This window comes from Streptomyces sp. NPDC001980, from assembly GCF_040296885.1.
GTDB lineage: Bacteria > Actinomycetota > Actinomycetes > Streptomycetales > Streptomycetaceae > Streptomyces.
The window spans coordinates 315522-329468 of sequence record NZ_JBEOYD010000004.1; the positions used below are offsets into that span (position 1 = coordinate 315522).

Here is a 13947-nt window from a genome sequence, read left to right on the forward strand (position 1 = left end):
CCGACGTGCGCGCAAGGCCGTCCGTCTTCGCGGAGCGGTTCGGCGTCTTCGCCGAGTGCCTGCTCACCGGGGTCTGGATCGCCATCGCCTCCCTGGGGATCGTCACCTACCCGGCCGCCTTCGCGGCCGGCGCCCGGCACCTGCGCCGCCGTACCGGTCAGGTGGGCGGCGGCTGGCAGGAGTTCGTGAGCGACTTCCGGGCCGCCCTGCCCGGTGGCCGGCTCGTCGGGCTCGCCGGCTGGGGTGCGGTCGCCGCCGCCTGGGTGGACGTTCAAGCCGTACGCGCCGGGCTGCCGGGCGGTCCGCTCGTCGGGGCCGTTGGCCTGTTCGCGGTGATCGGCCTCGCGGTCGCGGGGCTGCGCGCCGCTGCCGTCTGGGCGCCCGGCGACCGCTGGCGCACCCTGCTCGCGGCGGCCGGCCGCCGCACCGTCCTCGACCCGGGCGGATCCTTCCTGCTCGTCGGGGGAGCGGTCCTCGTGGTCTGTACCGCCCTGCTCATCGCGCCCCTGGCGGTGCCCGTGCTGGGCGCCCTCGCGGCGGCGGCCGTCGCGGTCGAGGAGCGTCACCGGCGCCGCCACGGCTGACCGGCCCCGCACCAGGGTCGGCGCCCGGCGCCACACCTTCCTCTGTCATGCACCTGATCACAACTCTCCATCCTCCCTGCACTCGCACGGACAGGAAAGGCGGACCATGTCTCCCATCCCCCGCAGGTCCCTCCTCAAGGCGGCCGCCGTCGCCGGCGCCGCCGCCCAGTTCAGCTGGGTGCTGGGTGCGAAGGACGCGCAGGCCGCGCCCGGAGCCGAGGCCGCCGACGCGGACCCGGTGACCCTGGACTGGCTGGAGGACGGCGGCCTCGGCGCCGCGCCCGGTTCCACCGTCGGCGTGCCCTGGCCGATGGGTGCGTTCCAGGAGGACCAGACCTTCGCGCTGACCGACGAGGACGGCAAGGACGTGGCCGTCCAGTCCTGGCCGATCGCCTACTGGCCCGACGGCTCCCTCAAGTGGACGGCCCACGCGGTCGGCTCCGGCACCGGCAGGCTCACCCTCGCGGCAGGCGAACCGGCCGCTCCGGCCCGGCAGGTCACCGTCGACAAGCACGGCGGCACGATCGACGTGTCGACAGGCGTGATCACCGTCACGATCGGCAAGGACGGCTCGACGATCGTCAAGTCCGTCACCCGGGGTTCGACGGAGATCGCCAGGAACGGACGGCTCGTCCTCATCCGCCAGCCCGAGATCGAGGACGAGGACCAGGGCCAGGTCAGGACCGAGCGCTTCGACGGCGCGATCGACTCCGTCACCGTCGAACAGGAGGGCCCGGTCCGGGCCGTGGTCCGCGTCGACGGCAAACACCGCAAGGGAAGCCGCAGTTGGCTGCCGTTCTCGATCCGGCTCTACTTCTACGCGGGCGCCGACTCCTTCCGGATGGTCCACACGATCACCTACGACGGCACCCAGGAGCCGGGCAGAGCGAGCGGTGACTTCATCCGCGGGCTCGGCGTCCGGTTCAGCGTGCCGATGCGCGACGAGGCGTACGACCGGCACGTGCGGATCGGCGGCGAGGGAACGGGCCTGCTGCGCGAGGCCGTCCAGGGCATCATGGGTCTGCGCCGCGACCCGGGCGCGGCCGTCCAGGCGGCCCAGTACGCCGGGCAGAAGCTCGCCGACCCCGCCACCTGGGACCAGCGCGTCACCACCCGCCTCCAGTACATCCCGCACTGGGGCGACTACACCCTCGCCCAGCTCTCCGCCGACGGCTTCACCCTGCGCAAGCGCACGAAGAAGGGGTACGGCTGGATCGCGGCCGGCGGCGGCAGACGGGCCTCCGGGTTCGGCTACGTCGGCGGGGCGAGCGGCGGACTCTCCTTCGGCCTGCGCGACTTCTGGGAGAAGTTCCCGGCCCAGCTCGACATCCGCGACGCCCACACCGACGCGGCCGAGGTCACCCTCTGGCTCTGGTCGCCCGAGGCCCAGCCGATGGACCTGCGCTTCTACCACGACGGCATGGGTCAGGACACTTACGCCAAGCAGCTCGAAGGCCTCAACATCACCTACGAGGACTACGAGCCCGAGTTCGGCACCCCCTACGGCATCGCCCGCACCTCCGAACTCCTCTTCTGGGCCAACGAGTCGACCCCTTCGGCGGACGCCCTGGCCGAACAGGTGGCGGCGGTACGGACGTTGCCGCAGCTCACCGCCCCGCCCCGGCAGCTCATCAAGGCCAAGGTCTTCGGCCCCGGCCTCTACTCCGAGCCCGACCGCTCCACCGCCGCCAAGGCGAAGATCGAGGACCACCTCGACTTCCTCTTCACCTACTACAAGGACCAGGTGGAGCAACGCCGTTGGTACGGCTTCTGGGACTACGGCGACTTCATGCACACCTACGACACCGTGCGCCACCAGTGGCGGTACGACGTCGGCGGCTATGCCTGGGACAACTCCGAGCTCTCGCCCGACCTGTGGCTCTGGTACGCGTACCTCAGAAGCGGCCGCTCGGACATCTTCCGGTTCGCCGAGGCGCTCACCCGGCACACCGGCGAGGTCGACGTCTACCACATCGGCCAGTGGGCAGGGCTCGGCACCCGGCACGGCATCCAGCACTACGCCGACAGCGCCAAGCAGCAGCGCATCTCCAACACCACCTACCGGCGCTTCTACTACTTCCTCACCGCCGACGAACGCGTCGGCGACCTCATGGCCGCGAACGTCGACTCCGACGAGACGTTCCTCGTCCTCGACCCGCAGCGCAAGGTCCGCACCGACCCCTACACCCCCGACCGCCACGCCCTCTCGATCGGCTTCGGCACCGACTGGAGCGGCCTGGTCTCGGCCTGGCTGACCGAGTGGGAACGCAAGGGGCCCAAGTGGGAGAAGGCCAAGGCCCGCGTCCTGTCGACCATGGCGGGCATCGCCGCCCAGCCCAACGGCTTCGTCCAGGGCAGCGGCCTGTACGACCTGGACACCGGCAGGTTCGCCACGGCGACCACTCCGGTCGTCTCGGTCTCGCACCTCTCGGCCGTCTTCGGCCTCAACGAACTCTGCGCCGAACTCGTCTACTTGACCGACATGCCGGAGTTCACCGAGGCGTACTTCGACTACTGCCGCTACTTCAACGCCACCAAGGCGGAACAGGCGGCACGCTACGGCTCCAACTTCGGCACCCTGCTGCTCTTCCAGGGCCACTCACGCCTCGACGCGTACGCCGCCGTACAGACCGGCGACGCGACGCTCGCCAAGCGCGCGTGGACGAAGTTCTACAGCTCCGACGGCTATACGGAGTCCTCGCCGTGGAAGACGGAGCCGCTCTCCGGCCCGGTCACGCTCGTCGCGGGCAGCGAGGCGAGCTGGGTGTCCTCCAACGACACCGCGCTGTACGGACTCGCCGCCATCGAGAACCTGGCACTGCTCGGCGACAAGATGCCCTCGTAAAGGAGTGGGGGAGCGCCGTCGCACGGGCGGCGGCGCTCGTACCGGTGAGTGTGGTCCAGGTCACTCCACGCGGGCATGAGTACGCGTACTCAGATCCACGGTCTGCGACACACTGCGGCCATGGACTGGAACCACTATCGTTTCCGCAGCCTGTGGCCCCTCCCGGTACCCCTCACCACCGTGTACGAGGCGCTGCGGGAGGTGGAGGAATACCCCCGCTGGTGGCCCCAGGTGCGCTCGGTGAACCGGCTGGACGACTCCGTCGCCGTCCTCACCATCCGGTCGTTCCTCCCGTACGACCTCACGTTCACCGCACGCGAGGCGCGGCGCGACCCCGAGGCCGGCGTGCTGGAGATCTCGATGACCGGGGACATCGAGGGCTGGGCCCGGTGGACGATCACGTCGGACGGCGCCGGCACCCTCGCCCGCTACGACCAGGTCGTCGACGTCCGCAAGCCGCTGCTGCGACGACTCGCCCCGCTGGGACGGCCGTTCTTCCGGCTCAACCACCGGCTGATGATGCGCTCCGGACGGCGCGGACTGCTCAGGCACCTGCAAGCGGTTTGAACGAAACCCGCCGGTCCCTGTATCGTTCACTGCGTTCCCGGGCGATTAGCTCAGTGGAAGAGCGCTTCGTTCACACCGAAGAGGTCACTGGTTCGAACCCAGTATCGCCCACCGGGAAAAAGCCGGTCTGCACCAGCAGACCGGCTTTTTTGTGTGTTCAGAGGGGGGCTCATGACTGGTGGGGAAGGCAAGAGACCGGGACGACGGGGGAAGGTGACGTCCATACGACGGCGCAGGGTGAGGTCGCTGATCGTCGTCGCCATCGTCCTGGTGGTGTTCGGCGGGATCGCCGCCGGCGTCCAGGTGCTCTCGAACAAGGAGCGCGTCACCTCGATGTGGGTCGGTGCCGAGATACGCGCCGACGGAAGCGCTCGGATCACCGAGGTCATCGCCTACGACTTCGGTCACTCGGGCGACTCGCACGGCATCTTCCGGGACGTGCCGGGCGATCCCTTCATGGACGACGAGAACCTGCACGTCACCATGGACGGTCACAAGGTCCCGTACGAGGACACGTACGGCGACTACTACGAGGACGAGAAGGGCAAGCGGGAAATCGCCGACCGGCTGAAGATCGGCGATCCCGGCCGTCTGGTCAGCGGAATCCACCGCTATCGCATCCAGTACGTGCTCCCGGACGTGGTGAAGGGCCGCAAGCTCGCCTGGGACGCCGTCGGCACCGGCTGGAAGGTCGACCGGGCGGATGTCACGATCCATGTCGTGGACACGCACGGGCTCACCGGAGTCCGCTGTGTCCGGGGCACCGGGGACGACGGGACGCCCTGTACGGCCGAGCAGAGCGAGCCGGGCCACCTCGTCGTCGAACTCGACAAGTTGAGCGGCCACGAGGGCCTCACGCTCTACGCCACCGCCGACCAGGCCAAGACCGCCACCGGGGCGGCACTGCCCGCGGCACCCACCGGCAAGGCCGTCGGTACGAGCCTGCCGCACCCGATGCGTACCGGCGGGCTCTTCCTCGCCGCCGCGCCGGCCGCCTTCGCGCTGACGGTGTGCGCGCTGCGCCTCCTCGGGCGCGACCGCCTCGTGGCGGACGGCGGTCGTGAGCGGCGCGTCGCGGTCGGACGGCTCGGCCGCAAGGTCACCCCGTCCGCGACACCGCCCGACGAGCTGACCCCGGCGCAGGGCGGCATCCTGCTCGCCGAGATCGTCGAGGACCGGCACCGGGTGGCGTGGCTGCTCACCGCCGCGGCCGACGGCCATCTGAGCATCGAGGGCGGCGACAAGCGCCCGACCCTGAGACGGCTCAACCGCGAGGGTGAGCCGGTCGACCGGGAGATCAAGGACATCCTCGGCACGATGTTCGGCGGCCGCAGCAGCATGACCCTCGGGATCCGCGACGCCCCCTTCAGGTCGGGCTGGGGCAGCCTGACGACCCGCTTGTCCAACTGGCGCGCGGACAGCGGGCTGTGGGACGTCGACGCCGCACGTCGCGCTGGAGTCGCCGGAAGAGCCGGCCTGATCCCGGTGCTGGTCGGCTTCGTCCTCGTGATCACCGGAGGCGTCCTGACCGGCCGTCGTAACGCCGCCGGATGGCCCGTCGTGCTCGCGGCCGCCGTCGTCACGGGTGTCGGTCTGGCGCTCGCCGCACGCGGGTGGGAACTGGAGCGGCGCACCCCGCGCGGTACCGCTCTCCGGCTCCGGGTCGAAGCCTTCCGGCGCTACCTGGCCGACCCGTCCACCTGTCCCGGTGAACTGCCCGTCGCCGAGCGGGCGGAGCGGTACACGGCGTGGGCCGTGGCCCTCGGTGTCGAATCCGCCTGGGAACAGGCCATCGGCGCCTCGACGTCGACGCCGACGGCCACGGCTCGGCGGCGTTCCTCCTTCGACTTCACCGACGTCCTGCTCGCCGCCGTCGTCCTCTCCGCGGCCAGCCCGCCCTCCAGCTCCGGTGGCGGTCGCTCCGGCGGTGGCGGTTCCTCCTCCTCCGGTGGCGTCGGCGGTGGCGCCGGCGGCGGAGGAGGCGGCTCCTGGTGACGTTGGGGTGGGGCGCCGGGAGCCGGCGCCCCACCACTCACGCCGCCGTCGGCAGCTCCGGCCGTAGTGGCCAGTACGTGTTCACCGTCTCCGGTGTACCACTGCGCGCGAACCAGGCCTGCAGCCCGCGCGCCTGCGCCGCGTGCCACGTCGTCTGCAACGTGTGCAGCTCGGCGGGGCTCAGGCGCTCCAGCCGGGCCGCGAAACGGCGGCCCAGCGCCCGTACGAGCTCCAGGGAAGCGAGCGCGTCCGCGCCCGCGTCGTGCGCGCCCTCGAGGGTGACCTCGTAGTGCGCGCACAGGTCGGTCAGGGTCCGGCGGCCCTTGCGGTAGCGGTCCAGATGCTTGTCCAGGACCCGGGGATCGAGGACGAGCAGGGGGCTCGCCTCGAACCAGCGGTCCAGTGCGGACGCCCGGTGCCGGCGCAACTCCCGGTCCAGAAGCGTCAGATCGAACGGCGCGTTCATCACCACCAGTGGGCGGTGCATCGCCGCGTGCTCGGCCAGTTCCTCGGCTATCTCATGCATCACCGGCGCCGGCCAACGGCCGTTGCGCTGCAGGTGTTCGTCCGTCAGCCCGTGCACCGCCGTCGCCGCTTCCGGCACCGGCACACCCGGGTTGACCAGCCAGCGGGTCACCCGGGGTCGGGTGCCCGGGGCGTCCTGGACGACGACCGCGGCCGACACGATGCGGTCGGTCTCCACGTCCACGCCCGTGGTCTCCGTGTCGAAGGCCGCCAAGGGCCCCTCGTACCAGCACGTCATGCCAATACAACTCCTCGTTCACCCACGGCAGGTGACGTTCCGTCTTCTGCCCGTTTGGTGATACCCGGGCCGTTTGCGACGTACGCCGGTAGGTAACAACAGGAGTGCGGGTCTTTGCAGTTCAGCGGCCCGCCACGGGGAAACTCTTTGGCTGGGAAGGCTGTTGGTCATGGCGATAGCGCAGCCCGAACGGGGCGGGCTGCTGCCCGAACGTACGGGCCCCCATCGCGGCACACTCGCGACCACCGCCTGCATGGAGACATTGCAGGTGGGCTATCTGCATGCCGTCGCGGCGGCGGCCGGCTGCTCGCTGTCGCAGCCATTCCCGGACAACGGCATCGACTGGCACGTCAGCCACGGCTCGCCCGGTCACACCGTCGACGACGAGGTGACGATAAAGGTGCAGCTCAAGTGCACGTACCAGATCGCACCGAACCCGCCGGGACGTTTCTTCTCCTTCACGCTGGACAACGACCACCTGCGCAAGCTCGCCCGCACACCGGTGTCGGTGCACAAGATCCTGGTGGTGATGCTGGTGCCGCGCTCCCAGGACGACTGGCTGCGCGCCAGCCACGACCGGCTCGATCTGCGCCACTGCTGCTACTGGGTCAACCTGGCAGGGCATCCGATCACCGGCCGGAACCGGACCACCGTGCGGGTTCCGACCTCGCGCATCTTCGACGACCGGGCGCTCTGCGAGATCATGACGCGGGTCGGGACGGGAGGACGACCATGAGGCACCGTCCGTACGAGGAGCAGCTGCGGGAAGTCCGGCCGCATCCGGTGGACCCCCACTGGAACCATCCTCCCGAGCCCACCGAGGTCGACCCCGCGGTGCTCGGCGCCCTGCTGCGCCGGCACGGCTGGCAGCGGCGCGGCGGCGCCCCGGGGCGGTACGGCCGCTGGACCCCACCCGGGCCGGGCAACACCGGCACCAGCCTGCTGGTACCCGAGAGCCGCGCCTTCCCGGACAGTGACGACCTGCTCGGGGAGGCGCTCACGGCTCTCGTGCGCAGCGGTACGCCCGCCGCGCGTGAGGTGCTGGTCGGGCTCGCCGTGCCCAGCGACGAGATCCGCTGGTGGCGGGACGTGCCCGGCGGGCCGGCGGACGCCGCGTCCTGGACGGTCGAGGAGCAGCTGCGCACCGCCGCCCGGCAGACCCTGCTGGCCGGCGCGCTCGCCACCCGCGCGCGTGCCGGTTACTACGGCGCCCGGCACAAGCGCGCGGCCGCCGCGATGCTGGAGTCCGTCCTCGTCGGCTCGGCGGACGGCGGGCGCGGCCTGGCCGCCTTCGTGCCCGTCGGTACCGGCCGGCCGCTCGCCGTACGCCTGCACCAGGCCCTGTACGCCGCCCGTGAGGCCATCGACTACCAGCGGGCCACCGGCGGCATGGACGCCTTCGACGGAGCCGTCGAGGCGGGCGTGAGCCGGGAGCTGACCGACGCCCTCGTGACGCTCGTACGCGGCACGGAAGGTGCCCGCGTCTCCGTGGAGTGGGCGCCGGGCGCCGGGGTCCCCGACGACTGCGCGGCCACCACCGAGCCCATCGAGTTCTCACCCGGCGACCTGCCCGTGCTGCGCGAGGCCGGCGCCCGCTATCTGCGCGACGAACCCTCGGTCGCGGTCCGGGTCACCGGCACCGTCGTCCGCATGCGCCGCTCCGAGCCGCGCGGCGAGGGTGCGGTCCGGCTGCGGGTGATCGCCGGGGCCGAGGTGCCGTACGTCCGGGTCACCCTCGACGAGGAGGACTACCGGATCGCCGGGCAGGCCCACCTGGTCGGACTCCCGGTGCGGGTGCACGGGCGGCTGGAGAGCCGGGGCGGCTTCCGGCGGCTGTCCGGCGCCTTCGGGGTCGCGCCGGTCCAGGTGGACGAGGCGGAGCGGGACCGGCTGATGAAGTCCCTCCAGGAGAACCTCGACTTCTTCGAGGAGGCGTGCACCGGAGACGACTGCGACTGAGCGGGGACAGTCGGTAACCGTTTCGCGGACGGAGGGTCGGGGTCGGTACGATCCCCTATTGCGCGCGCTCCTGGTATGGCGCCGCATCCACCTTCAGTCAGGAGAGACCGGTGTCAGACGTCCGTGTGATCATCCAACGCGATTCCGAGCGGGACGAGCGCGTGGTGACGACGGGCACTACGGCCGCCGAGCTCTTCGCCGGCGAGCGCGCGGTCATCGCCGCCCGGGTGGCCGGTGAGCTCAAGGACCTCGCGTACGAGGTGCAGGACGGCGAGACCGTCGAGGGCGTCGAGATCTCCTCCGAGGACGGTCTCAACATCCTGCGCCACTCCACCGCGCACGTCATGGCCCAGGCCGTCCAGGAGCTGTTCCCCGAGGCCAAGCTGGGCATCGGCCCGCCGGTCAAGGACGGCTTCTACTACGACTTCGATGTGGAGAAGCCCTTCCACCCCGATGACCTCAAGGCCATCGAGAAGAAGATGCAGGAGATCCAGAAGCGCGGCCAGCGCTTCTCCCGCCGTGTCGTCACCGACGAGGCGGCCCGCGAGGAGCTGGCCGACGAGCCGTACAAGCTGGAGCTGATCGGCCTCAAGGGCTCGGCCTCGCACGACGACGGCGCGGACGTCGAGGTCGGCGCCGGTGAGCTGACGATCTACGACAACCTGGACGCCAAGACCGGCGAGCTGTGCTGGAAGGACCTCTGCCGCGGTCCCCACCTGCCCTCCACCCGTCTCATCCCGGCGTTCAAGCTGATGCGCAACGCGGCCGCCTACTGGCGCGGCAGCGAGAAGAACCCGATGCTCCAGCGCATCTACGGCACCGCCTGGCCGTCCAAGGACGAGCTGAAGGCGCACCTGGACTTCCTCGCCGAGGCCGAGAAGCGCGACCACCGCAAGCTGGGCAGCGAGCTGGACCTGTTCTCCATCCCGGAGCAGATCGGCTCCGGCCTCGCCGTCTTCCACCCCAAGGGCGGCGTCGTCCGCCGCGTGATGGAGGACTACTCGCGCCGCCGGCACGAGGAGGAGGGCTACGAGTTCGTCTACACCCCGCACGCGACGAAGGGGAAGCTCTTCGAGACGTCCGGGCACCTGGACTGGTACGCCGACGGCATGTACCCGCCCATGCAGCTCGACGAGGGCGTGGACTACTACCTCAAGCCCATGAACTGCCCGATGCACAACCTGATCTTCGACGCGCGCGGCCGGTCCTACCGTGAACTGCCGCTGCGCCTCTTCGAGTTCGGGACCGTGTACCGGTACGAGAAGTCGGGTGTCGTGCACGGCCTCACCCGGGCCCGCGGCTTCACCCAGGACGACGCGCACATCTACTGCACCAAGGAGCAGATGGCGGAGGAGCTCGACAAGACGCTCACCTTCGTCCTGAACCTGCTGCGCGACTACGGCCTCACCGACTTCTACCTGGAGCTGTCCACCAAGGACCCGGAGAAGTTCGTCGGCTCCGACGAGGTCTGGGAGGAGGCGACCGAGACGCTCCGCGCGGTCGCCGAGAAGCAGGGCCTCCCGCTCGTCCCCGACCCGGGCGGCGCCGCCTTCTACGGCCCGAAGATCTCCGTGCAGACCAAGGACGCCATCGGCCGTACCTGGCAGATGTCGACCGTCCAGCTCGACTTCAACCTGCCCGAGCGCTTCGACCTGGAGTACACCTCCGCCGACGGCTCCAAGCAGCGCCCGGTGATGATCCACCGCGCCCTGTTCGGCTCCATCGAGCGGTTCTTCGCGGTGCTCCTGGAGCACTACGCGGGCGCCTTCCCGGCGTGGCTGGCGCCGGTCCAGGCGGTGGGCATCCCGATCGGGGACGGGCACGTCGAGTACCTGCAGAAGTTCGCCGCCGAGGCGAAGAAGCAGGGCCTGCGGGTCGAGGTGGACGCGTCCTCCGACCGCATGCAGAAGAAGATCCGCAACGCCCAGAAGCAGAAGGTGCCCTTCATGGTCATCGCGGGCGACGAGGACATGACGGCCGGTTCGGTCTCCTTCCGCTACCGCGACGGCTCGCAGGAGAACGGCATCCCGTTCGACGAGGCCATCGCCAAGATCGTGAAGGTGGTCGAGGAGCGGACCCAGGTCTGATCCCTCTCCGTCGGAGGCCCTCGGAGATCAGTGCTCCGGGGGCCTTCGCTCGTCCTCGTTCAGCGCGAACCGCTGCAGCATCCAGGACGAGAACGACCCGGTGACCGTGCCCAGCAGTGCCAGACCGCAGGCCATGAGCCCTGCGGCGATGAACCGCCCCAGGGTGGTCACCGGGACGTAGTCGCCGTAACCGACCGTGGAGAGGGTCGAGCAGGTCCACCAGAGGGAGTCGCCGAAGGTGCGGATGTTGGCGTTCGGGGCCGAGCGTTCGGCCTGGTAGACGGCGAGGGCGCCCGAGAACCCCAGCAGCGAGATCGACAGCGTCGAGTAGAGCGCCACGCGCGCGTGCAGCGGGAGCCGGGGTTCCCCGCGCCGGCGCTGGACCGACTCGTAGGTCCGCACGACCCGCACCGGCCGCAACAGGGGCAGCACCAGGACGAGCGTGTCCAGCCAGTGCCGCCGTGCGAACCCCGGTCCCTCGCCACTGAGGCGCCAGCGCACCGCGTAGTCGACGGCGAACATCGCCCAGGCCGTGTACATCAGCGACAGGAACAAGGCGTGCGCGGCGTCCGGCAGCCGGGGCAGCAGCACATGCACCGCGTACGAGCCGAGAAAGACCAGCGACGCGATGCCGAGCACCAGGTCGGTCCTCCGGTCCCAGCGGGTCAGCCGGCTGTCGTCGTCCATCCGCCCAGCTTCGCCGCCGGGCTGTTTCCCCGGGCCCCCTCGACACGCCGCGAACGGGCGAAGCCATATGCTGCCTAGCATGACGAGTGAGCCCGAGCAGCAGATCGGAGTGGGGACGCAGGACGCGTTCCAGCGCCTGTGGACACCCCACCGGATGGCCTACATCCAGGGTGAGAACAAGCCGACCGGTCCGGGGGCCGACGACGGCTGCCCCTTCTGCTCGATCCCGGCCAAGTCCGACGAGGACGGGCTGATCGTCCGGCGCGGTGAGCACGTCTACGCGGTGCTCAACCTCTATCCGTACAACGGCGGCCACCTGATGACGGTCCCGTACCGGCACGTCGCCGACTACACGGACCTGACCGGCCCGGAGACGGTCGAGCTGGCCGAGCTGACCAAGCAGGCGATGACCGCGCTGCGCACGGCGTCCGGCGCGCACGGCTTCAACATCGGCATGAACCAGGGCACGGTGGCGGGCGCCGGCATCGCGGCCCACCTGCACCAGCACATCGTTCCGCGCTGGGGCGGCGACACGAACTTCATGCCGGTGGTGGGCCACACGCGGGTGCTGCCGCAGCTGCTGGCGGACACGCGGAAGATGCTGGCCGAGGCCTGGCCGACGGCTTGAGGCGCTGCGGCTCCCCTCCCCGGGACGCGGGGAGGGGCCCGCCCTCACGCGTCGTACGTGTCGGCCTTCTTCGGTGAGGCCTCCTGGACGGACCCGCTGAGCGCTCCCGCCCGCGCGTTGAACTTGTCCATGTTGACGTCGTGCTCCTTGAGCACGGTGAACGCGGCCCGGTGCACCGCCCGGAGCACCGGCGTGGCCGCGCGCAGCGCGTCGTCGGCCATGAAGCGGTGCTTCCACGGCTGGTCGGCCCAGGCGTGCCGGAGACCGAACGGCTCGGGCAGGCCTATGGAACCGCCGAGCCACTTCAGCAGCGGCGGATACCAGCTGATCACCGCCCGCGCGGCGAGCCGGACCACCTCGTCCGGGGTGACCAGGGGCAGCTTGATCGTCCGGGTCTCCCAGAACCGGACGGTCTTGGCGACCGTCTTGGTGGGCGCCTCGGGCTTGCCGCTGAACAGGCCGTTGACCGGTCCGAGGGCGTGTCCGGTGACCTCGATCCGCAGGGTCTCCTTCAGCACGGTCACGGTGGCCATCATCGTGATGATCAGGCCGCCGTCCCACAGGTACGGCCACTGCACGCCCAGGTAGTGCCGTTCACCCTTGTCGAAGTGGTTGTTGTTGCAGATCCGCTCCACGTCGGCGGGCCCCACCTTGTAGTCGGTCCCCTCGGGCCTGGAGACCGCCTTGGCGCCCTCTCCGACATGGGTGACGATCCAGTGCCTGACCTGGGGTGTCGGGAAGCCGCCGGTCTTCAGGTGCTGCCGGTGCAGCACGCTCAGCTCCTTCTCGATCTCCCGGACGACCGTCCAGGCGCGGAACTCGTGGATGCCCTTGACCGGATCGAGCGGGATCAACTCCTCGGCGAGGTGCCAGGAGCCCCAGCGGGTGCCCATGCCGAGTATGCCCTTGGGGCCGGCGTAGAAGACCGAGTTGGACTGCTGTTCGGCGCTGAGCCGGGCCAGGGACTGGCGCAGCTGCTCGGCCGCGGCCTGGTCGGGGCTGGTCGGCACCGCCTCGGGGACCTTGGCGCCGACGCTGCCGCCGGACAGCAGGCCGTCCCAGGCCTCGCGCAGGTCCCGCGCGGTGCGCTCGCAGAGCCGCTTGGCCAGGTACCAGCCGACGACCGGGAGCACGATGCAGCCGCGCGCGTACCAGCCCCAGAAGCCGGTGAGGGGCATCCGGATCAGGAAGACGACCGCGAGGACGCCGACGGCGGCCAGCAGGGCGCTGCCGAGCCCGGAGACCCGCTTGTTGTCGGTCTTCAGCATGGTGGCCCGGAGCTGGAAGACGCCCAGCCAGACCAGCAGGCCGGGCAGGAAGAGCACGCCGCACAGGAACATGACGGCGGTGAGCCGCGTGTCGCGCTCCCGGCGGATGCGGTTGGCGGCGAGGCAGTGCTCGACGACCACCTGGGGTTCGCTGCCGAAGGACTGGATGAGGGGTTTGCGGCCGACGCCCAGCATGCGGTCGATGACCGCCTGGGAGTACGCCTCACCGAAGTTGGGCCGGAATATCTTGGCCCACTTGCGGCCCTCGGTGACCGTGGACTGGTGCCACTCGTTGTCGGCCTTCTTGATCTCCTCCATCGGCGTGTCCCGGTAGGCCGCCGAGGCCAGGGCATAGGTCGGTGCCTGCGCCTCGCCGCCCGGCCTGGGCACCTGTGGCCCGAAGAAGTCCTCGAAGCTCATTCCCGCCCCCACTTGCCGCCGTCCCGCTCCTGCGGCCTTCCCGACTTCCGTACTCCGCACACCTGTTGATCAAGTACTCAGAGTATCCCCAGCCACTGACAGGCGTTCGGCGGACGGCCGAAGCCGCCCGCCGAACACTCCCTG

Annotated in this window: 11 protein-coding genes and 1 tRNA gene; 9 read left to right on the forward strand and 3 right to left on the reverse strand. The window is 70.5% G+C overall.

The annotated features are described in order from the left end of the window. Positions 1 to 5: 5 nt before the first annotated feature. From ABT137_RS08315 to ABT137_RS08335, 5 genes are all read left to right on the forward strand, one after another. The gene (locus tag ABT137_RS08315; protein ID WP_351704732.1) at positions 6 to 584 is read left to right on the forward strand and encodes a hypothetical protein; all 579 of its coding nucleotides are present in this window, start codon (positions 6 to 8) and stop codon (positions 582 to 584) included. A 106-nt stretch (positions 585 to 690) separates the two neighbouring features. Continuing rightward, positions 691 to 3429 (forward strand): exo-rhamnogalacturonan lyase family protein, encoded by a 2739-nt coding sequence (locus tag ABT137_RS08320; RefSeq protein ID WP_351704390.1) that lies wholly within the window; start codon positions 691 to 693, stop codon positions 3427 to 3429. Positions 3430 to 3549: 120 nt separating this feature from the next. Further along, complete coding sequence (locus tag ABT137_RS08325) at positions 3550 to 3996, forward strand: SRPBCC family protein (RefSeq protein ID WP_351704392.1); 447 nt, start codon at positions 3550 to 3552, stop codon at positions 3994 to 3996. Between the two features lie 39 nt (positions 3997 to 4035). Then, positions 4036 to 4107, forward strand: a tRNA-Val gene (locus ABT137_RS08330). A gap of 126 nt (positions 4108 to 4233) precedes the next feature. Continuing rightward, complete coding sequence (locus tag ABT137_RS08335) at positions 4234 to 5991, forward strand: DUF2207 domain-containing protein (protein ID WP_351704395.1); 1758 nt, start codon at positions 4234 to 4236, stop codon at positions 5989 to 5991. Positions 5992 to 6028: 37 nt separating this feature from the next. Here ABT137_RS08335 and ABT137_RS08340 read toward each other — a convergent pair whose 3' ends face one another. After that, positions 6029 to 6754, reverse strand: a complete 726-nt coding sequence (locus ABT137_RS08340; protein ID WP_351704398.1) for a 3'-5' exonuclease — start codon at positions 6752 to 6754, stop codon at positions 6029 to 6031. A 169-nt stretch (positions 6755 to 6923) separates the two neighbouring features. Between ABT137_RS08340 and ABT137_RS08345 the strand changes: the two genes are divergently transcribed. The 3 genes from ABT137_RS08345 (at position 6924) to thrS (ending at position 10800) form a co-directional block, all read left to right on the forward strand. Next, on the forward strand, positions 6924 to 7490 hold the full coding sequence (locus ABT137_RS08345; protein WP_351704401.1) for a DUF4365 domain-containing protein: 567 nt from the start codon (positions 6924 to 6926) through the stop codon (positions 7488 to 7490). Further along, positions 7487 to 8713, forward strand: a complete 1227-nt coding sequence (locus ABT137_RS08350; protein WP_351704404.1) for a hypothetical protein — start codon at positions 7487 to 7489, stop codon at positions 8711 to 8713. Before ABT137_RS08345 ends, ABT137_RS08350 begins: the two co-directional genes overlap by 4 nt. 110 nt (positions 8714 to 8823) lie before the next feature. Further along, positions 8824 to 10800 (forward strand): threonine--tRNA ligase, encoded by a 1977-nt coding sequence (gene thrS, locus ABT137_RS08355; protein ID WP_351704407.1) that lies wholly within the window; start codon positions 8824 to 8826, stop codon positions 10798 to 10800. Between the two features lie 27 nt (positions 10801 to 10827). Here the strand turns inward: thrS and ABT137_RS08360 are convergent, their stop codons facing one another. Further along, complete coding sequence (locus tag ABT137_RS08360) at positions 10828 to 11487, reverse strand: potassium channel family protein (RefSeq protein WP_351704409.1); 660 nt, start codon at positions 11485 to 11487, stop codon at positions 10828 to 10830. Between the two features lie 79 nt (positions 11488 to 11566). Between ABT137_RS08360 and ABT137_RS08365 the strand changes: the two genes are divergently transcribed. Further along, complete coding sequence (locus ABT137_RS08365) at positions 11567 to 12115, forward strand: HIT family protein (RefSeq protein ID WP_351704412.1); 549 nt, start codon at positions 11567 to 11569, stop codon at positions 12113 to 12115. 44 nt (positions 12116 to 12159) lie between these two features. On the opposite strand, the gene ABT137_RS08370 is transcribed toward ABT137_RS08365, so the two are convergent. Further along, the gene (locus ABT137_RS08370; RefSeq protein ID WP_351704415.1) at positions 12160 to 13803 is read right to left on the reverse strand and encodes an AbeC-like domain-containing protein; all 1644 of its coding nucleotides are present in this window, start codon (positions 13801 to 13803) and stop codon (positions 12160 to 12162) included. Positions 13804 to 13947: the final 144 nt, after the last annotated feature.